At 69.4% G+C, this 18,570-nt stretch carries 19 protein-coding genes and 1 tRNA gene; 6 read left to right on the forward strand and 14 right to left on the reverse strand.

All coding sequences use genetic code 11. The features are described from left to right. Nucleotides 1-218: 218 nt before the first annotated feature. Nucleotides 219-1,613, reverse strand: coding sequence for an RNA-guided endonuclease InsQ/TnpB family protein (locus tag J1792_RS08570; RefSeq protein ID WP_207246932.1), 1,395 nt, complete (start codon nt 1,611-1,613; stop codon nt 219-221). Between the two features lie 216 nt (nt 1,614-1,829). Between J1792_RS08570 and J1792_RS08575 the strand changes: the two genes are divergently transcribed. Next, nucleotides 1,830-1,903, forward strand: a tRNA-Thr gene (locus J1792_RS08575). 91 nt (nt 1,904-1,994) lie between these two features. On the opposite strand, the gene J1792_RS08580 is transcribed toward J1792_RS08575, so the two are convergent. Further along, complete coding sequence (locus J1792_RS08580) at nt 1,995-4,169, reverse strand: MMPL family transporter (RefSeq protein ID WP_086575078.1); 2,175 nt, start codon at nt 4,167-4,169, stop codon at nt 1,995-1,997. A 239-nt stretch (nt 4,170-4,408) separates the two neighbouring features. On the opposite strand from J1792_RS08580, the gene J1792_RS08585 reads away from it, so the two are divergent. Continuing rightward, nucleotides 4,409-5,512 carry an aminopeptidase P family protein gene (locus J1792_RS08585; RefSeq protein ID WP_086575273.1) on the forward strand — a complete coding sequence of 368 codons (1,104 nt, stop codon included), beginning with the start codon at nt 4,409-4,411 and terminating at the stop codon, nt 5,510-5,512. Nucleotides 5,513-5,534: 22 nt separating this feature from the next. On the opposite strand, the gene J1792_RS08590 is transcribed toward J1792_RS08585, so the two are convergent. From J1792_RS08590 to J1792_RS08600, 3 genes are all read right to left on the reverse strand, one after another. Further along, nucleotides 5,535-6,023: a GNAT family N-acetyltransferase gene (locus J1792_RS08590; RefSeq protein ID WP_086575275.1), complete on the reverse strand. Its 489-nt coding sequence runs from the start codon at nt 6,021-6,023 to the stop codon at nt 5,535-5,537. Between the two features lie 71 nt (nt 6,024-6,094). Continuing rightward, complete coding sequence (locus tag J1792_RS08595; protein WP_207246933.1) at nt 6,095-7,576, reverse strand: MFS transporter; 1,482 nt, start codon at nt 7,574-7,576, stop codon at nt 6,095-6,097. 204 nt (nt 7,577-7,780) lie between these two features. Then, nucleotides 7,781-8,791: a zinc-binding dehydrogenase gene (locus J1792_RS08600; protein ID WP_086566974.1), complete on the reverse strand. Its 1,011-nt coding sequence runs from the start codon at nt 8,789-8,791 to the stop codon at nt 7,781-7,783. Nucleotides 8,792-8,966: 175 nt separating this feature from the next. On the opposite strand from J1792_RS08600, the gene J1792_RS08605 reads away from it, so the two are divergent. Continuing rightward, the gene (locus J1792_RS08605; RefSeq protein WP_207246934.1) at nt 8,967-9,671 is read left to right on the forward strand and encodes a pentapeptide repeat-containing protein; all 705 of its coding nucleotides are present in this window, start codon (nt 8,967-8,969) and stop codon (nt 9,669-9,671) included. 37 nt (nt 9,672-9,708) lie between these two features. On the opposite strand, the gene J1792_RS08610 is transcribed toward J1792_RS08605, so the two are convergent. After that, entirely contained in the window at nt 9,709-10,203 is a 495-nt protein-coding gene (locus J1792_RS08610; RefSeq protein ID WP_086566975.1) for a hypothetical protein, read from the reverse strand. A gap of 79 nt (nt 10,204-10,282) precedes the next feature. After that, entirely contained in the window at nt 10,283-11,899 is a 1,617-nt protein-coding gene (locus J1792_RS08615) for a M4 family metallopeptidase (RefSeq protein ID WP_242645482.1), read from the reverse strand. A gap of 303 nt (nt 11,900-12,202) precedes the next feature. Between J1792_RS08615 and J1792_RS08620 the strand changes: the two genes are divergently transcribed. Next, nucleotides 12,203-12,805: a GNAT family protein gene (locus J1792_RS08620; RefSeq protein WP_086566979.1), complete on the forward strand. Its 603-nt coding sequence runs from the start codon at nt 12,203-12,205 to the stop codon at nt 12,803-12,805. An 18-nt stretch (nt 12,806-12,823) separates the two neighbouring features. Here the strand turns inward: J1792_RS08620 and J1792_RS08625 are convergent, their stop codons facing one another. The 3 genes from J1792_RS08625 to J1792_RS08630 all read right to left on the reverse strand — a co-directional run bounded on the left by J1792_RS08625 (nt 12,824) and on the right by J1792_RS08630 (nt 13,710). Continuing rightward, nucleotides 12,824-13,015, reverse strand: a complete 192-nt coding sequence (locus J1792_RS08625; RefSeq protein ID WP_086566981.1) for an antitoxin — start codon at nt 13,013-13,015, stop codon at nt 12,824-12,826. Nucleotides 13,016-13,135: 120 nt separating this feature from the next. Then, on the reverse strand, nt 13,136-13,363 hold the full coding sequence (locus J1792_RS35725) for a DUF6255 family natural product biosynthesis protein (RefSeq protein WP_372446080.1): 228 nt from the start codon (nt 13,361-13,363) through the stop codon (nt 13,136-13,138). After that, entirely contained in the window at nt 13,360-13,710 is a 351-nt protein-coding gene (locus J1792_RS08630; protein ID WP_207247131.1) for a hypothetical protein, read from the reverse strand. The genes J1792_RS35725 and J1792_RS08630 overlap by 4 nt, the downstream gene beginning before the upstream one ends. A 110-nt stretch (nt 13,711-13,820) precedes the next feature. Here J1792_RS08630 and J1792_RS08635 point away from each other — a divergent pair, with 110 nt between their 5' ends. Beyond that, complete coding sequence (locus tag J1792_RS08635; protein WP_307842924.1) at nt 13,821-14,669, forward strand: helix-turn-helix domain-containing protein; 849 nt, start codon at nt 13,821-13,823, stop codon at nt 14,667-14,669. Then, nucleotides 14,656-14,931, forward strand: a complete 276-nt coding sequence (locus tag J1792_RS08640) for a DUF397 domain-containing protein (protein WP_086566986.1) — start codon at nt 14,656-14,658, stop codon at nt 14,929-14,931. Before J1792_RS08635 ends, J1792_RS08640 begins: the two co-directional genes overlap by 14 nt. Before the next feature lie 27 nt (nt 14,932-14,958). Here J1792_RS08640 and J1792_RS08645 read toward each other — a convergent pair whose 3' ends face one another. The 4 genes from J1792_RS08645 to J1792_RS08660 form a co-directional block, all read right to left on the reverse strand. Continuing rightward, nucleotides 14,959-15,750 (reverse strand): ABC transporter permease, encoded by a 792-nt coding sequence (locus J1792_RS08645; RefSeq protein ID WP_207246935.1) that lies wholly within the window; start codon nt 15,748-15,750, stop codon nt 14,959-14,961. After that, nucleotides 15,747-16,730, reverse strand: a complete 984-nt coding sequence (locus J1792_RS08650) for an ATP-binding cassette domain-containing protein (RefSeq protein ID WP_207246936.1) — start codon at nt 16,728-16,730, stop codon at nt 15,747-15,749. Before J1792_RS08650 ends, J1792_RS08645 begins: the two co-directional genes overlap by 4 nt. Nucleotides 16,731-16,817: 87 nt before the next feature. Beyond that, a complete protein-coding gene (locus J1792_RS08655; protein ID WP_086566991.1) occupies nt 16,818-17,660 on the reverse strand; it encodes a DUF4097 family beta strand repeat-containing protein in 843 nt (280 codons plus the stop codon). 96 nt (nt 17,661-17,756) lie between these two features. Beyond that, on the reverse strand, nt 17,757-18,275 hold the full coding sequence (locus J1792_RS08660) for a toxin-antitoxin system HicB family antitoxin (protein ID WP_086566992.1): 519 nt from the start codon (nt 18,273-18,275) through the stop codon (nt 17,757-17,759). Nucleotides 18,276-18,570 lie beyond the last annotated feature (295 nt).

The following is an 18,570-nucleotide window of genomic DNA, read 5'->3' on the forward strand; positions in this document are numbered from 1 at the left end:
GGGGGGGAGAGAGGCAGAGCACCTATCTTTTGACCATGCCCTCACTGGCTTGGGCTTCCTGCTTCCTTCACCCGCCATGGGTGCTTTCCGCCCGCAGCCAGCAACGAGCGGAATTCTCCGCTCGCGGCGGCATCCTTGAAGAATGCCCCGGCTGGTCTTGCGCAGGCTCCACAGGCGTTACGGCCGACGGCCCGTCGGTCCGGTGTGGCGTGTCTATCTCAAACTGCTTGCCCGTACGTGGCGAGGTCGACGGCCCTGATCAGGGGCGGTGCCACCCGCTCGCCCGGATCAGCGCCCACCACCAGGCGATACAGACGCAGCCCCTCCTCCCGGAGATTCACCGCCGCGTTCCCGTCCCGGTCGTGAGTCGCACCGCATGACGCACAGGTCCAGACGCGTACCGACAAATCGGTTGGGCCTTCCACGGATTGGCAACGAGAACAAATCCTCGTGGACGGATAACGCGGGTCGACGACGACCAGCGTCCGGCCGTACCACTCGGCCTTGTAGGCGAGCCGGCGCAGCAACGCACCCCAGCCCGCATCCGTGATCCCCTCATTGAGCCTGGCCCGCAGCCGCTTGTCCATGCCGGACCGACGACGCTTCAACCCCTCGATGTCCAAACCCTCCACCACGAGCACTTGGTTCTCGCGCACGAGGCGGGTGGTGAGCTGATCGAGCAGATCTCTGCGTACGTCACTGATACGGGCATACAGGCGGGCGATGGCCAGCCGTGCCTTCTCGCGGTTTCTGGACCCCCTCCGCTTGCGATGCAACTGCCGCTGCAGCCGCGCCAGCCGGGCGCGGTAGCGCCGCAGCAGACGTGGATGGTCGACCTTGCTGCCGTCGTCCAGCGTCACCAGCGACGTGATCCCCACATCCAGACCGACGGCCTTACCGACGACAGGGGAGAGCCGGGAGACGCTCTCCTCGACGAGAACCGACAGGAAGTACCTCCCCGCCCTGTCCCGCGTCACCGTGACCTTCACCGGATGCGCCCCCGGCGGCAGCGCACGCGACCACCGCACATCCAACGGCTCGGACTGCTTGGCCAGCGTCACGAGCCCCGTCCCGGGCCGCTCCGGGTCCTCCAGCCAACGGAATCCCGTCCGCACATACGTAGCCGAATCCCTCGACCGGCCCTTCTTCTTCCCCCGCGGATACCGGGCCGCCTCCCGGAAGAACCGCTTGAACGCACCGTCCAGATGCCGCAACGACTGCTGCAACACCGTCGACGACACCTCCCGCAACCACGACGTCTCCTCGGCCCGCCGCCACCCCGTCAACGCCCGGCACGTCTCCGCATAACCGATCGACACACGATGCCGCTCCCAACCCTCCCGACGAAGGTCCAAACCCCGGTTGTAGACCCACCGACAGGCACCGAAGGTCCTCACCAACTGATCCGCCTGACCAGGGCTCGGATGGAAACGGAAACGATAGGTACGCTCCCGCGTGCCCGCCGCCTTCGTACGCCCCTTCACGGGCACAGCGGCCCGCTTCTCGTGCTTGCTGCGCCCGGGTATCCCGAGGTCTTCACGCTTGATGCGCCGCGCCTCGTCGCCGGTGACCCTGGCCGGCCGGTCGGCGGGCGACCCCTCCTGCCCTGCCATCAACCCCTCCCATGTGCTGACGATCGGACCAGCGCATCAGTGTCAACGGCGAAGAGCTGATAAAGACACGGATGAAGGGCTAAGTCATTTTCTCGGCATAAATAGGGCAGTACATTCCGGGGCCGGGTGCGGTGGCCGCTCGCCTGCTTTGTGGATGGTGGAACTGGGCCCTGTGTAGAGTGGTCTCGCCTATACGGGCATCAGTCCGTAGGCGCTGCCGCCTTAGCTCAGTTGGCTAGAGCAACGGCTTTGTAACCCGTAGGTCGTCGGTTCGATTCCGACAGGCGGCTCGGTAAAAGCGCAGCTCAGCGCACGTAACGGCCCTCCGGGAGCGATCCCGGAGGGCCGTTACGTTTTTGCTCTGGCGAACAGGTCATACGGCTATCGCCGCGCCTCCTCGCCCTCCTTGCTCCACGTCACCGTGTCCGCGCCCTGCGGGTCCGCCGCCACGGCCGGCTGCCGGGGGGCGTCCTGGTGGCCCGGCCACCAGGCCTTGTGGCCCAGGAGCGAGGTGACCGTGGGGACGAGCAGCATCGCCATGACGAAGGCGGTGAGCAGGATGCCGAAGGCCACGGCGAAGCCCATCTGCTGGAGCATGGAGTTGTCGGCCAGCATCAGGACGCCGAAGGTGCCGGCGAGGATGATCGCGGCGGAGGCGATCGTGGGGGCCGACTGGGCGACGGCGGTGCGGATGGCCTCGCGGGGCGGGATGCCGCGGCGGACCTCTTCGCGGAGGCGGGCGACCATGAGGATGTTGTAGTCGGTGCCGATGGCGACGACGAAGAGGTAGACGATGACCGGCAGCATGAACAGCAGGCCGCTCTCGCCCTTGTAGTCCTGGAAGAGCCAGACGGTGGAGCCGAGGGTGGCGCCGAAGCCGAGGGCCACGGCGATCATCAGGTAGAGGGGCGCGACGAGGCTGCGCAGCAGCAGGCCCAGGATGATCATGATGGCGAGTCCGGCGACGGGGAAGACGACGCGGTAGTCGTGGGCGACGGCGTCCTTGACGTCGGACAGGACGGCGGAGGTGCCGCCGACGAGGGCTTCGGTGCCGGCCGGTGCGGCCTTGTGGGCGTTGTCGCGCAGGGGGCCGCCGGCGAGGGCGATGGCCTTGTCGGCGGTGGGGCCGTATTTGAGGACGACGCTGTACTGGGCGACGGAGCCGTCGGGGTTGGTGACGGCGGGCGCGGCCTTGCCGACGCCGTCGACGGCCTCCAGACGGGCGCGGTAGGTCTCGAGAGCGGCCTTGTCGAGGCGGGAGCCGTCCTTGGACTTGAGGTAGACCATCGCCGGGTCGGACTGGCCGGCGGAGAAGCCGCGCTGCATGTCCTTCATGGCCTGGACGGATTCCAGCTTCTGCGGCATCTGGCTGGAGGTGTCGAATTCGGCCCGGAAGCTGAAGGTGCCGACGGCGAGGACGGCGAGTACGGCGGTGGACAGGACCGCGACCAGGGCGGGGCGTCGGGCGACGACGCCGCCGACGGCGTTGGCGAAGCGGTTCCTGGGGGCCTTCTTCCAGGCCTTGGAGGGCCAGAAGGCCTTGGTGCCGAGGAGGGAGAAGACGGCGGGTACGAGCGTGAGCGCGGCGACGAGTGTGACGGCGACGGAGATGGCCAGCGAGGGGCCCATGGCGCGCATCATGCCCATGGTGGACAGGAGGAGGGCGAGGAAGGCGACGATGACGGCGCCGGCGGCGGAGGCGATGGTTTCGCCGACCTTGGCGACGGCGTCGACGAGGGCCTGCTTGGGTTCCTGGCCGTTGCGCAGGTGTTCGCGGTAGCGGAAGAGGAGGAAGAGGATGTAGTCGGTGCCGACGCCGAAGAGGACGACGATGAGGATCGCGGAGATGGAGCTGTCGGCCTTCATTCCGCCGAGGTCGGCGGCGGTGCCGATGAGGCCGAGGGCGACGGAGAAGACGACGCCGATGATCAGGACCGGCAGGATCGCGATGAGCGGGCTGCGGAAGATGACGAGCAGCAGGACGACGATGAGGACCAGCGTCGCCATCATGATCATGGCGTCGGTGTCGCCGGAGGACTCCTGGGAGTCGAGGTTGCTGGCGGCCTGGCCGGTGATGCCCATCTTCAGGTGGGTGTCCTTGAGGAGCGGTTTGGCGTCCTCACGGAGCTTCTTGACGGAGGCGGGCAGCTTCTCGTCGTAGGAGTTCTTGGTGGTGGCGATGATGTTGGCGAGGGCTATCTCGCCGTTGGGCGAGACGGCCTGGGGGCCGGTGACGACCTTGCCGATCTTCTCGCGGTGCTTGCTCTCGAGTCCGGCGGCGACCTTGGCGATGTCGCGTTGGTCGTCGGGGGAGAGCTTGCCGCCGTCGGCGCGTTGGAAGACGGCGATGGCGGCGGGTTGTTCGGTTTGCGGGAAGGCCTCCTGCTGGAGTTTGCCGACGCGTACGGATTCGTAGTGTGAGGGCAGGAATTCGGTTTCGTCGGTGGTGGACTTCAGTCCCGGTGCCAGCATGGCGAGGGCCACGGCTGCGATGATCCAGCCCGCGATCGTGAGCCAGGGCCGGTGGACGGCGAACCGCCCGACTCGTCGGAACATGGTGCTCCTTCAACTTCGCTGTTTTTCAGGCGTCGGACGCGGGGAGGATGATCGTGCTGGCGTTCGGCACGGGCATGAACACGCTAGGCATCGGAGTTCCGCGGGCACAACGATTTCCGGGGAGTCAGGGGGAAATCGGTCCTGGGGTGGGGGCCTCTCCGCCCTGGGGAGGAGGGCCCTCTCACCCGTGGGGTAGAGACCGCCCTGCCGACTGCCCCCGTCGGGATTACTCTGCCCCCATGAGCGATGTGGATTTCTATGCCGCGCGCATGGACCGTGCCGTCCGGGCGGCGGTGCAGGAGGGGCTGGCGGGTCTGGTCGTCGCGCCGGGCCCCGACCTCGTATGGCTGTGCGGTTATGAGCCGGTGACCACCGAGCGCCTGACCGCGCTGCTGCTGCTCCCGGACCGCAAGCCCTGGCTTGTCGTCCCGCACTTGGAGCGGCCGGACGCCGAAAAGGCGCCGGGTGCGGGTGCGTTGAGGATCGCCGGCTGGGCGGACGGCGAGAATCCGTATGCGGAGATCGTCAAGGCCCTGGATCCGCAGGGTCGTTACGGCGTCTCGGACAACGCCTGGGCGCTGCATCTGCTGGCGCTGCAGCGTTCGCTTCCCGGTACGGCGTACGCGGCGTTGACGGAGGCGATGCCGATGCTGCGTGCGGTGAAGGACGCGTACGAGCTGGAGCGTTTGGCGGCCGCGGGGGCGGCGGCGGACGCCACGTACGAGGCGATCGTCGAACTGCCGTTCGGGGGGCGCCGGGAAAACGAGGTGGCGGCGGACCTGGCGCGGTTGCTGCGCGAGAACGGGCACAGCCAGGTCGATTTCACGATCGTCGGATCGGGCCCCAACGGCGCCAACCCGCATCACGAGGCGGGCGACCGGATGATCGAGGAGGGCGACATGGTCGTCCTGGACTTCGGCGGCCTGAAGGACGGCTACGGCTCCGACACGACGCGCACGGTGCACGTGGGCGAGCCGACGTCGGAGGAGCGCAAGGTGCACGATCTGGTGCGTGAGGCGCAGCAGGCGGCGTTCGAGGCGGTGCGGCCGGGGGTGGCGTGCCAGGAGATCGACCGGGTGGCGCGTCAGGTGATCCGTAAGGCGGGGTACGGCGAGTACTTCATCCATCGGACGGGGCATGGGATCGGTGTCACCACGCATGAGCCGCCGTACATGGTGGAGGGCGAGCATTTGCCGTTGGTGCCGGGGATGTGTTTCTCGATCGAGCCGGGGATTTATCTGCCGGGCCGGTTCGGGGTCCGTATCGAGGACATTGTCGCCTGTACGGATTCCGGGGCCCGGCGGTTGAACAACACGGCGCGGGAATTGCGGACGGTGTCCTAGTGGGGGGGGACGGTGTCCTGGCTCAGAGGGCTTGGTGCATGACGTGCAGTCCGGTGTACGTGCCGTCGGGCAGGCGGTAGGCGCCGGGGATGGTGCCGATGATGGTGAAGCCGCATGAGCGCCAGAGGGAGACGGCGCGGGTGTTGGATTCCACGACGGCGTTGAACTGCATGCCGTGGTAGCCCTCGGTGCGTGCCCAGTCCAGGGTGTGTTCGCACAGGGCCCGGCCGACGCCGCGGCCGGCGTGTTCGGGGGCGACCATGTAGCTGGCGCTGGCGATGTGGGCGCCCGGGCCCATCTGGTTGGGGTTCATCTTGGCGCTGCCGAGGACGGTTCCGTCGTCGTCGACGGCTACGACCGTGCGGGCGGGGGCGGTGAGCATCCACATGCCGCGGCCTTGCTCGGAGGTGAGGTCGCGGGGGTAGGTGTAGGTCTGGCCGGCGGCGGTGATGGTGTGGAAGAAGGGCCAGATGGAGGCCCAGTCGTCCGCGTGTGCGGTTCTGATCAGCATGGGCGTCAGCATGGCCGGGGGGTGTGGGGGCCGCCACCGGTTTTCCGTCCGGACGGCGTACGGGCGTGCCCTCAGACGGCCCGCATGCGGTGGGGGTCGTAGGCGGGGGCGTATTCGGGGGCGACGGGTCCGTGTTTGGGGGCGCGGGCGGTGACCATGGTCCAGGCGACGACGGCCGCGATGAGCATGATGCCCGTGCCCCAGCCTATGGCGATGCCGAAGCCGTGGACGACGCCTTCTTTGACGACTCTGTCCCGTACGGCCGGGCCGGGGGCGCCGGCCGCGGCCGCGGCCTGCAGGTGGGCGGCGATGTAGGTCGCGCTGGTGGAGGTGGCGATGGTGTTGAGCAGGGCTGTGCCGATGGAACCGCCGACCTGTTGGGCGGTGTTGACGGTGGCGGAGGAGACGCCGGAGTCGCGTTGGTCGACTCCGCTGGTGGCGACGTTGACGACGGGCATGAAGACCAGGCCCATGCCGAGGCCGAGGAGGATCATGGCGGGCAGTACGTGGGAGGCGTAGGCGGGTTCGACGGTCAGGAAGGTGAGCAGGAACAGGCCGGTGGCGGCGACGATCGCGCCGGGTGTCATGAGCAGGCGTGGGGGCAGGCGGTTCATGAGCCGTGCGGAGAGCTGTGTCGAGGACAGGACGATGGCGGCCGTCATCGGCAGGAAGGCCAGTCCGGCTTTGAGCGGTGAGTACCCGAGGACGACCTGTAGGTAGTAGGTCATGAAGAGGAACATGCCGAACATGCCGACGACGGCCAGTGCCATGACGATGAGCGCGCCGGCGCGGTTGCGGTTGCGGATGATGTGCAGGGGGAGCAGGGGGGTGGTGGTGCGGCTCTGCCACCAGGCGAAGGCCGCCAGCAGCGCGACGCCGCCGCACAGCAGTCCGAGCACCAGGGCGTCGCTCCAGCCGCGTGGCACGGCCTCGCTGCAGGCGTAGACGATGGCCACCAGGCCGCCGCAGCCGAGCAGCACCCCGGGGAGGTCGAGGCTGGGTCGTTCGGCGGCCGCGGGGCGGCGGTCGTGGAGCAGCCAGGTGGCGCCGAGCAGGGCGATGAGGGCGATGGGGACGTTCACGTAGAGGCACCAGCGCCAGTCGAGGTATTCGGTCAGGACGCCGCCGGCGATGAGGCCGATGGCGGCGCCGCCGCCGGCGATGGCGCCGTAGATCCCGAAGGCTTTGCTGCGTTCCTTGAGGTCGGTGAACGTGGTGGTCAGCAGGGACAGCGCGGCCGGGGCGAGGACGGCGGCGAAGGCGCCCTGCAGGGCGCGGGCGGCGAACAGCATTCCCTGGCTGTGTGCGGCGCCGCCCAGGGCGGAGGCGCATGCGAAGCCGACGAGGCCGATCATGAAGGTGCGTTTGCGCCCGATGAGGTCGCCGATCCTGCCGCCGAGGAGCAGGAGGCCGCCGAAGGCGAGGGTGTAGGCGGTGATCACCCATTGGCGGTTGGTGTCGGACATGTGCAGTTCGCGCTGCGCCGAGGGGAGGGCGATGTTCACGATGGTGGCGTCGAGGACGACCATCAGCTGCGCGAGGGCGATGATCACCAGCCCCCACCAGCGGCGTGGGTCGGCGGGGGAGGGGTGCCGCGGGTGCCGCCGGGGGCTCGCTCGTCGGGCTCATGGTGATCTGCTCTCGCGGCCGCCGCGGGGTGCGCGGCGGGCCGATAGCGTGCAGAAACTCGCAGTCCAGGGTAGGCCCGGCGGGTGACGCGCGCCCCCTGGCGGGAGGGGGTTCTTCGGCGACGGGCCTCAGGGGACGAGGACGACCTTGCCGATCGTGCCGCGCGTCTCGAGGGCCCGGTGGGCGGCGGCGGCCTCGGTGAGCGGGAAGCGCTGTACGGCGGGGACGACGTGGCCGGCGGCGGCGTGGGCGAGCGACTCCTCCTCGAGCCGTCGCAGGCCGGTCCGGCCGCCGCCGAACCGTTCCAGCATCGCCGGGCCCAGCGCGCCGCGGGAGGTGATCGAGCGCTCGGCGAGCTCCTCGGGGGTGAGGTTCAGCGGCCCGCCGCCGGTGACGCCCTGTGAGGACCAGCCGTGGACGAGGTGGAGGCCGCCGGGCCCGAGCAGGTCGACGGCGGCCCGCGCGGCCGGCCCGCCCACGCCGTCGAGGACGACGGTGGCGGCGCGCCCGTCCAGGGCCGTACGGGCGGTGTCGGCCCAGGCCGGGTCGTCGTAGTCGAGTGCGACGTCCGCGCCGAGCGTACGGACGTGCCGGACCTTGGCCGGGCCGCCCGCCAGGCCCACGACGGTGGCCCCGGCCCGCTTGGCGTACTGCACGAGCAGCGATCCGATGCCGCCGGCCGCCGCCGGCACCACGACCACGTCGTCGCCGGTCAGCTCGGTGAAGCCGAGGATGCCGAGTGCGGTGCGGCCCGTTCCGATCATGGCGATGGCCTGGTCCTCGGCCAGCCCTTCCGGGAGCTCGTGCAGCCGGTCGGCGTCGACGACGGCGAGTTCCGCGTAACCACCGGGGTTGTCGGGGCCCATGTGGGCGACGACGCGCTTCCCGAGCCACCGGGGGTCGGTGCCCTCGCCGAGCGCGTCGACGGTGCCGGCGATCTCCCGCCCGGGGATCGCGGGCAGCTCGGGCAGGGCGTAGGGGCCGTTGGGGTCGCCGGAGCGCAGGCTGGTGTCGACGAGGTGGACGCCCGCGGCGGCCACCGCGACACGCACCTGGCCGGGGGCGGGGACGGGGTCGTCGGTCCGCTCGTGGACGAGGTTCTCGGCGGGGCCGAAGGCGTGCAGGCGGACGGCGTGCATGGCGGTCTCCAGGGCGTGTGTCGGTGATGCCGATGACCTTGAGTCTTCAACCCGAACCGTGCTTGAGGTCAAGGCGTTCCGGGGTCGTTGTCAGTGGGGTGTGCCACTGTGTGTTCACGGACAGTGACGGTCCGGTGGGTCGACGGGTGGCTACGGGGAAGCGGGTGTGGGTGTCATGGCGACGACGCGAGGCGGCGGGCGGCGGCAGGCGGGCAAGGCGGGGCCGGTGGCCAGGCTGCCGGAGGTGCGGCTGCCGGAGCTGCGGCCGTTCGAGGGCGGGGAGCCGGAGCCCGAGGGGGACTACGACGGGCTCGCGTTCACGGATGCGGACTTCACCGGCCGCAGCGGGGAGGGCGCGTACTTCGGCGACTGCGGGCTGTACCGCTGCGTGCTGGACGAGGCCCTGCTGAGCCGCGCGCGGATGGTGGACTGCGTGCTGGAGGGCGTGCGGGGCGTGGGCACGGACCTGGCGGAGGCGTCGCTGCGCGACGTGGAGGTGCGCGACGGCCGGTTCGGCGGCGTGCAGCTGCACGGCGCGGTCCTGGAGCGGGTCCTCGTGAAGGGCGGCAAGATCGACTATCTGAACGCGCGCAAGGCCGTGCTCAAGGACGTGACGTTCGACGGCTGTGTGCTGTCCGAGGCCGACTTCGGCGGCGCCCGGCTGGAGCGGGTGGTCTTCCGTGACTGCGTGCTGCGCGGGGTGGACTTCACGGGGACGCAGATGAAGGACGTGGACCTGCGGGCGGTCGCGGAGCTGGACATCGCCCGGGGCGTCGAGCGGCTGTCGGGGGCGATCGTCAGCCCGGCCCAACTCCTCGATCTCGCCCCGGCCTTCGCGGCGGCGATAGGCATCCGGGTCGAGGCGCCGCCGGCGGAGTGACGCCGGCGGGGCCCCGGCGCCGGGGCGCCTCCGTGGGTCACACGCGCGGGTAGCGGCTCTGCAGGTCCCAGATGACGGGGTTGTCGGCGAGGCCCTCGTGCATGTCGGCCAGGTCGGCGATCAGGTCCTGCAGGAAGTCGCGCGCCTCGCGGCGCAGCGCCCGGTGGTCGAAGGTGAGCGGGGGCTCGTCCGGCGCCCAGTCGGCGGTGACGTCCACCCAGCCGAAGCGGCGTTCGAAGACCAGGCAGTCGGTGGACTCGGTGAAGTCCAGCTCGGCGAACTGCGTGGTCGCCGAACGGCTGCCCCGGGGGTCCCGGTCGACCTTCTCGACGATGTCGCACAGGGCCCAGGCGAAGTCGAGCACCGGCACCCATCCCCAGGCTGTGGACAGTTCCCGGTCTTCCTTGACGTCGGCGAGGTAGACGTCGCCGCAGAAGAGGTCGTGCCGCAGCGTGTGGACGTCCGCGGTGCGGTAGTCCGTCTGCGGGGGGTCGGGGAAGCGGCGGGAGAGGGAGTAGCCGAGGTCGATCACGTCTCGATGGTACGTACGACAACGGTGCCCCCGCTGCCACAGGGGCGGCGGGGGCACCGGGTGCAGACCCGTGAGGGGGTTACTTCACGTTGATCGCGGTCCAGGTGTTGGCGACCGTCTTGTACTCGTTGCTGGTGGAGCCGTAGAGGTCCGCGGTCGCCTTCAGGGTGGCGGTGCGGGCGGCCTTGTAGTTGGTGGTGGAGGTGAAGTACGTGGTCAGCGCCTTGTACCAGATCTTGGTGGCCTTGTCCCGGCCGATACCCGTGATCTTGGAGTTGTTGTAGGTCGGGCTGTCGTAGCTCACGCCGCCCAGGACCTTGCTGCCGCTGCCCTCGGACAGCAGGTAGAAGAAGTGGTTGGCGGGGCCGGACGAGTAGTGGACGTCCACGCTGCCCAGCGACGAGGACCAGTAGTCGCGCGAGGACCCGTCCTTGCTCGGCTTGTCCATGTAGCGCAGCGGGGTGCCGTCGCCGTTGATGTCGATCTTCTCGCCGATGAGGTAGTCGCCCGCGTCGGTCGAGTTGTTGGCGTAGAACTCGACGGCGGTGCCGAAGATGTCGGAGGTGGCCTCGTTGAGGCCGCCGGACTCACCGCTGTAGCGCAGGTTGGCGGTGTGCGAGGTGACGCCGTGGCTCATCTCGTGGGCCGCCACGTCGAGCGAGGTCAGCGGGTTGGCGTTGTTCTCGCCGTCGCCGTAGGTCATGCAGAAGCAGTCGTCGTCCCAGAAGGCGTTGACGTAGCCGTTGCCGTAGTGGACCCGCGAGTACGCGCCCTCGCCGTCGCCCTTGATGCCGGTGCGGCCGAGCACGTTCTTGTAGAAGTCCCAGGTGACCGCGGCACCGTAGTGCGCGTCGACGGCGGCCTTCTGGCGACCCGCGCCCCAGACGTCGCTGGAGTTGGTGAAGAGCGCGCCGGTGCCGTCGGTGCCCTGGTTCAGGTCGTACGTCTTGTGGCCGCCACGGGCGCCGTCGGTCAGGGTGTAGCTCGAGCCCGACTGCGTGGTGGTCAGCGGAACGGTGCCGCTGTAGGTGCTGGTGCCCGAGCCGGTGTGGACGGTCTCGTTCTGGAAGAGCTTCTTGCCGGTGTTCGCGTCCGTGATCACCTGCAGCTTGCTCGGCGTGCCGTCCTTCTGGACGCCGGTGACGGTCGTCTCGTACGCCAGGACCGGCTTGCCCTGCGCGGCCCAGATCACCTTGCGCGCCTGGCCGGCGTCCGCCTTGGCGGTCTTCTGGTCGGCGGCGACGCCGAGCGCGCTCTTCTTTGCGGCGGAAGGCGCCAGCGAGGGCGTCGTGCTGGGCACGGCTATGTCGGCGTCGGTCGCCTTGGTGACGTCGCGGTCACCGTTCTTCTTCTGGTGCACGACCAGGTCGCCGCCGAGGACCGGCAGACCGTCGAACGTGCGCTCGTAGCGCGTGTGCACCGTACCGTCCGCGTCCTTGACGACGTCACGGACGACCAGCTTCTCCTTGCCGCCGAGGCCGATCTTCGAGGCGATGGAGGAGGTCGTGCTCTGCGCGTCCTTGATCGCGGAAGCCCGCTGCCCGGCGGAGAGCGCGAGCTGCTGCCCGCCGTCGCTCTTGGTGGCCGAGGCGCTCGCCGAGCCCGTCTGCACACCGATGACGACCATGGTGGCCGAGGCGACCAGGGCGGCGGCACGCAGGGAGTTCTTGCGGGAGGTGGCGGTGATGCTTCTCAACTCAGTCTCCTATGAGGGGGGTTACGGGCAGCCTTGGAGTGAGGCCGCTCGTTGGTGCAGGAGTTGTGCAGGAGTGAATTGAGGAGAGAGTGCCATCGATCGAGCGACTTTGACAGGGGCGCAACAAGGAATTGACTTGCCGGTAACCGATGACCGGTGGATTGAGTCCGCTATGCGGCGAGTTGAGCAGAATCGAAGACGTGTTCAACTGTTCGCCAGGGCGTGTTGGTCCACCGGATGGCACACAGAAGGTTTCCGGGTGCGGCGAAACGGCATCAATGGGGCCGCAGGGAAAGGGAATACGTGGAGATCAGGGTCTACCCGGAATTCGATGTTCCGGAACAACTCCGCATGCAGCTGGCCGCATTGCGCGAGAGGGAATGGCCCGGTGCGGGCGGCGACGCCCATGATCCGCTGCTGCGGCCTGTGACGGTACTACTGGTAACCCCCCGCGCGACAGGGCGCGATGCCTATGAGGTGGTGGCCGCGCTGGACATCCTCAGCAAGGACATCACCCACGCCGGGCACACCTACCGGGCGGCCGGACTGAGCGCCGTGGTCACGGCGACGGCACACCGGGGCAAGGGAAACGGGCGACAGCTCGTGGCTGCCGCCCGTGAGTTGATCGCGGGAAGCGGATCGCTTCCGTCCGTACCGAGGGCGGATCTGGCGCTCTTCACCTGCGACCGTCCGCTGCGTCGCTTCTACGAGAGCGCGGGGTGGCAGTGCCTGGACGGAACCGTCCTGATCGGCGGCACCCCGCACGACCCCTTCCCCAGCGACCAGCCGGGCTTCGACAAGGTCACCATGGCCGGCTTCTTCACCGAGCGCGCGATGAGGCACGCGGACACGTTCCCGCACAGCCGCATCGCGCTCCACCCGGGCGAGATCGACAAACTGTGGTGACAGGGGCTCGGTTTCGGGTCAGCGCTGCTCGTCGGTAGGTGGACGGTCCGCGTCGATCTGCTCGTTCATCTTCCGCTGCACGGCGTCGACCTGGCTCTGGTACTTGTTCTGAGTCTTCGTGTCGAACGCGTCGCCGGCCTTCTCCACGCCCTGCCTGGCCTGGTCCGGATGGCCCTTGATCAGGCCCTTGAGCTTGTCGAGCATGGACATGATCGTCCTCCTTGAGGGAACGCCTGACCTCCTCAGCATCGCCGCCTTTCCCCCCGCCCGCATCCCGGCACGGGGGCGCGCGGGAGGCCGCCGGGGGCGCGTGGCGCCATACCGACGCCGTCACCCCACGGCCTCCGCCGGCCTGCACCGTCTGCCCGGGCAGTACCGTTCGGGTGCGGCATCCGGGCGTACGGTCACGGCCTGCGGCAGGCCGGGCGGCCGTAGCGCCCCGTACTCCTCGAACCGCCGCACCCCGCACCGTCGGCATGTCGACAATCCGTCGGCGTGCGTCCAGCCCGCCTGATGACGACAGTCGGCCCGCATGCGGCCCGTGGTGAAGACGGTCATGACGTGCGCCCCAGGTGGGTCTTACGGACATGGGTACGCAGGCTCACGGTCGCCGCGACCGCCTGATCCCTACGACCCCCGTCCACCGCTGCCCGCTGCGCCGCCTGCAGCCTGGCGCACTCCTCGCACGCCGGCCCCCGAACGGCCGCCGCCCGCTCCTCCCGCGTCGCCAGCCGCAACGCCTGCGGCGGCACCTCCCACTCCCGGCCGCCCCCGGGCCGCCGAACCTGCACGCGGGGCCCGACGGTTCCCATGACTTGGGCGAGCGTCGCGCTACGGGTATCGACGACGTAGGTGCCCTCGCGGTACGTCATCGCCTCCGGCGGGGTGGGGGTGTTGTCGCGCACGGCGTTCCCTTCGCTCTTTCACTGGCTGTACAGAGAGCGTGACCGTGCGGGGCTAGGCTTTGGGAGGGGGTAGCGCTCTGCAGTACCGCTGTTGTCGGAGGGGGTACGCCGTGGCCAAGGATCCGGGACCGGTCGGCCGGTACGGCCAGTCGAAAGTGGGCTGGGAGTTCTTCGGCTCCGAGCTGAAAAGGCGGCGCGAGGCCGTTGGGCTGTCACAACAGGAGCTCGGTAGACGGGTGTTCTGCTCGGGCGCGTACATCGGACAGTTCGAGACGGCGGTGCGTAAGCCTCAGCTGGATGTCGCTCAGCGGATCGATGTCGAGCTGCAGACAGAGGGCTTTTTTGAGCGCATGTGCACGGAGTTGATCAATAACTCGCCATACGCCAACTACTTCGCCGAAACCGCCTACCTCCAGGGTCTGGCTTCCACCATCCACGAGTTCGCGCCGACCTTCGTGCCCGGGCTGCTGCAGACGGAGGCCTACGCTCGAGGCGTCTTCCTTGGCGGATTCCCCTTCGCACCCGAAGACAGAATCCAGACCTGGATCACCGCCCGCTTGGAGCGGGCTCGCATGCTCGAGCATCCAACAAGGCCGTTGTTGTGGGTCGTGTTGGACGAATGCGTCATCCGGCGGAGCATTGGTGGTGCGGGAGCGATGAGCGAGCAACTGGCGCACCTGGTGAACCTGGTGGAGAAGCGTCGCATTGGCGTGCAGGTGCTCCCCTTCGGTGCGGGCGCCCCGGCGCTGGGTGGCGCTCTCAGCCTGATGACCTTCGAGGACGCACCTCCCGTGGCGTACACCGAAGGCGTGAAGAGCGGCCAATTGCTCCACGAACCAGCGCTGGTTGGCGACTGCAGGCGGCTATACGATCTTGTGACGGCCGCTGCGTTGTCGTTGGAAGCGTCCTTGTCCCTGATCAAATCGGCGGCAGAGGAGTATGCACATGAGCGCCGATGACCTGTGCACCGCAGCGTGGCGCAAGAGCTCGTACAGCGGGCCGGGCGACGGCAACGGTGGCGACAACTGCGTGGAAGTTGCTGTGTGGCGCAAGAGCTCGTACAGCGGATCTGGTGGTGGCAGCGGTACCGACGACTGTGTTGAAGTCGCCGACAACATACCCACCCTGGTCCCCGTCCGGGACAGCAAGCGCCCCACCGGCCCGACCCTCACTTTCCCGGCCGCCGCCTGGGCGGCCTTCGTCGCCGAGGTGAAGGCGTAGAGGCCAGGCCGCATGGCGGTTGCGCGGTTACTTCGGGTCGCTGTTGAACTTCGAGGTGGACCAGAAGTAGCCGAGGACTGCGAGGCCCAGGCACCAGGCGACGGCGAGCCATCCGTTGTTGCCGATCTCGGTGCCGAGGAGCAGGCCGCGCAGGGTTTCGATGGCGGGTGTGAACGGCTGGTACTCGGCGATCGGCTGGAACCAGCCGGGCATGGAGTCGATCGGGACGAAGGCGCTGGACAGGAGCGGCAGCAGGATCATCGGCAGTGCGTTGTTGCTGGCGGCCTCGGCGTTGGGGCTGACCAGGCCCATGCCGACCGCGATCCAGGTGAGGGCCAGGGCGAAGAGTACGAGCAGCCCGAACGCCGCCAGCCACTCCAGGGCTGTGGCGTCGGTGGACCGGAAGCCGATGGCCACGGCGACGGCGCCGACGAGGACCACGCTCGCGATCGACTGCAGCACGCTGCCGACGACGTGCCCGACGAGCACCGAACCGCGGTGGATCGCCATGGTGCGGAAGCGGGCGATGATGCCCTCGGTCATGTCGTTGGAGACGGAGACCGCGGTCCCGACCACGGTGCCGCCGATGGTCATCAGCAGGATGCCGGGGACGAGATACGCGATGTACGCGGAACGGTCCGCACCACCGCCGCCGATGCCCGCGCTCATCACGTCGCCGAAGACGTAGACGAAGAGCAGCAGCATCATTATCGGCGTGAGCAGCAGGTTCAGGGTGAGGGACGGGTAGCGCCGGGCGTGCAGGAGGTTGCGGCGCAGCATCGTGGAGGAGTCGCGCAGGGCCAGGGACAGGGAGCTCATCGGGCCATCTCCTTGGGCTGTTCGGGGGTGCCGGCGTCGCCGGTGAGGGCGAAGAACACGTCGTCGAGGTCGGGGGTGTGGACGGTGAGCTCGTCGGCCTCGACGTCGACAGCGTCCAGCCAGTCGAGGATGGAGCGCAGTTCGCGCTGGCTGCCGCCGCTGGGGATCTGGAGCGTGAGGGATTCGTCGTGCCGGGTGGCCTCGCGCAGGGCGGAGGCGGCGGCCTGGTACGCGGCCGGGTCGGTGAAGCGGAGCCGGACGTGTCCGCCGGGGACGAGCCGCTTCAGTTCGCCGGCGGTGCCTTCGGCGGCGATTTTGCCGTTGTTGAGCACGGCGATGCGGTCGGCGAGTTCGTCGGCCTCGTCCAGGTACTGGGTGGTGAGGAAGACGGTGACGCCGTCGGAGACGAGCTCGCGGATGATCTGCCACATGTTGTGGCGGCTGCGCGGGTCGAGGCCGGTGGTGGGTTCGTCGAGGAAGATGATGCGCGGATCGCCGACCAGGGTCATGGCGATGTCGAGGCGGCGCTTCATGCCGCCGGAGTAGGTGGAGGCGGGTTTCTTCGCCGCCTCGGTGAGGTCGAACCGCGCCAGCAGATCTGCTGTGACCCGCCGCCCCTCGCGCTTGGAGAGGTGGTGGAGGTCGGCCATGAGGAGCATGTTCTCCTCGCCGGTGATCAGGCCGTCGACGGCGGAGAACTGTCCGGTGACGCCGATCGCGGCGCGTACGCCGTCCGGTGAGGTGGCGACGTCGTGGCCGGCGACCTGGGCCTGCCCGGCGTCGGCGGTGATGAGGGTGGAGAGGATCTGCACGGTCGTGGTCTTGCCGGCGCCGTTGGGGCCGAGCAGTGCGAAGACGGATCCGGCCGGGATGTGCAGATCGATGCCGTCGAGCACGGTCTTGTCGCCGTAGGACTTGCGCAGACCGATGGTGGAGACGGCGGTGGGGGACTGCGGACCGCTCAGCTTGGATGTGGGCATGACAAGCGAACCCATGGGGCCCTCCCGTTCGAAGGCTGAAGTGGCTGAAGTGACTGGGGGAGTGGAGGAGTTGGCGGGGGCCGGTGCTCAGGCGCGGGCGCGGAGGACGTCGATGTTGCCGTTGCGGGTCCGGGCGCGAACCTCGACGGTGTCCTCGGTCTCCTCGGGGGTCTCGGAGGGGGTGAGCCTGTTGCGCACCTGCCCGGAGCCGGAGGTGGCGTCGATCCAGGCGGCGGTGCCCTCGCGGATGCCGACCTCGATGGCGCCGTAGGAGGTCTCCAGCTGCACCGTGCCGCGCGCGACGTCGGCGACGCGCACCGTGCCGTGGGCGGTGGTGGCGGCGACCGAGCCCTCGGCGCGCGCGATGTCGATGTCGCCGTGGGCGCCGCTCACCCGCAGGTCGCCGGTCGCGACGCCCACGGTCGTGGTGCCGTGCGAGTTCTTCAGGACGGCGGAGCCGTCGACGGTGCCGACGCGCAGGCTGCCGGTGCTGGTGGTGATCTCGGCCGCGCCCTCGATGCGGTCGACGGTGATCGAGCCGTGGGAGGCGGTCAGGTTCAGCGGCCCGGTCGCGTCGAGGCGGACGTCACCGGACGAGGTCTTCATGCGGACCTCGCCGAGCCGGCCCTCGCCGAGCACCTGGGTCCATGCGCCGGTCATGTCGACGTGTGAGCCCGTGGGCAGTTCGACCGTCACGTCGACGACGCCGGTGCGTCCGAAGAGGTTGGACTTGGGCGTCCTGACCGCCAGGACGCCGCTCGCGTAGGTGACCTCGGTCTGGCCGGCCGCCCGCACGTCCAGGTCCTTCTTCGGGTCGCGGGGCCGCACCTCGACGACCGTGTCGAGGCGGTCGCTCGCGATGAACTGGATGGAGCCGGCCTCCACGCGGGCGGTGGTCGAAATCGGCTCGGGAGTGTCGAAAGAAGGCATGGCTGTACCGTCCTCTTGGGTCTTCGGGTCGTCCCCGCAGGTGGGACGTGGTGTGGGTGCCGTGCTTATTTCTTTGGGGCGCGGGCGCGGGCGCGGCTAGCGCACCCAGCCCGTGAAGCTCTGTCCGACGGTGCGGGTCTTCTCCGGCGTACGCGGCCGGGTGCCGCCGTCGACCGCGGCCGACACGGCCCGTACCAGCCAGGCGTTGACCGACAGGCCCTCGCGGCTCGCGGCCTCCTCGGCGCGCGCCTTGAGGTGGGCGGGAAGACGCAGATTCACGCGGGCGGTGCCGCCCTCGTCGCCTTCGGCGGGCGCGTGCGCCTTGAGCAGTTCGGCGGGCGCGGCGGCCGCTTCCATGGGGCCACTGCCGGCGGGCGGCGGCGTCACCACGAAGTCGGGGTCGAGCCCGCGCAGCCGTACGTCGACGGAACCGGGGGCGAGCTCGCGGGTGATCTCGTCCATCGCGGCCGAGAGCACATTGAGCATGGTCAGACGGGTCGCCGACTCCAAAGGAGCGGTGAGCCGCTCGGCCAGCTCGCGAGCGTCCTGCCCGCCGGCTTCGGCGGCCACCGCAAGTTCGCGGCGGAGGGTGTCGACATACGGGGTCAGGTCCATGACGTCATAGTGGCACCACGATGGCGCCATGCGCAAGCCCGGGTGGTGCCATACGTGTGGCGGGCGTGGCGTCGACCATCCTGACCTGCGCAAACGCCAAGAAGTCGACCTGAGTCACTGTGGCGCCATGCGCGCTCACGCGCTCTCCAGGCCATGAAATGGCGCCGCATGGCGCCAAGTGGCGCCACCCGGTGCCATGTGGCGTCATGGCGATGTCACGTGATGTCACGCGATGCCATGTGATGGACCGCCGGGGCGGAGGCGGGGCCGGCGCGGCCCTTTCCCGTGTTGGAAA

This window comes from Streptomyces triculaminicus (assembly GCF_017349075.1).
Lineage (GTDB): Bacteria > Actinomycetota > Actinomycetes > Streptomycetales > Streptomycetaceae > Streptomyces > Streptomyces triculaminicus.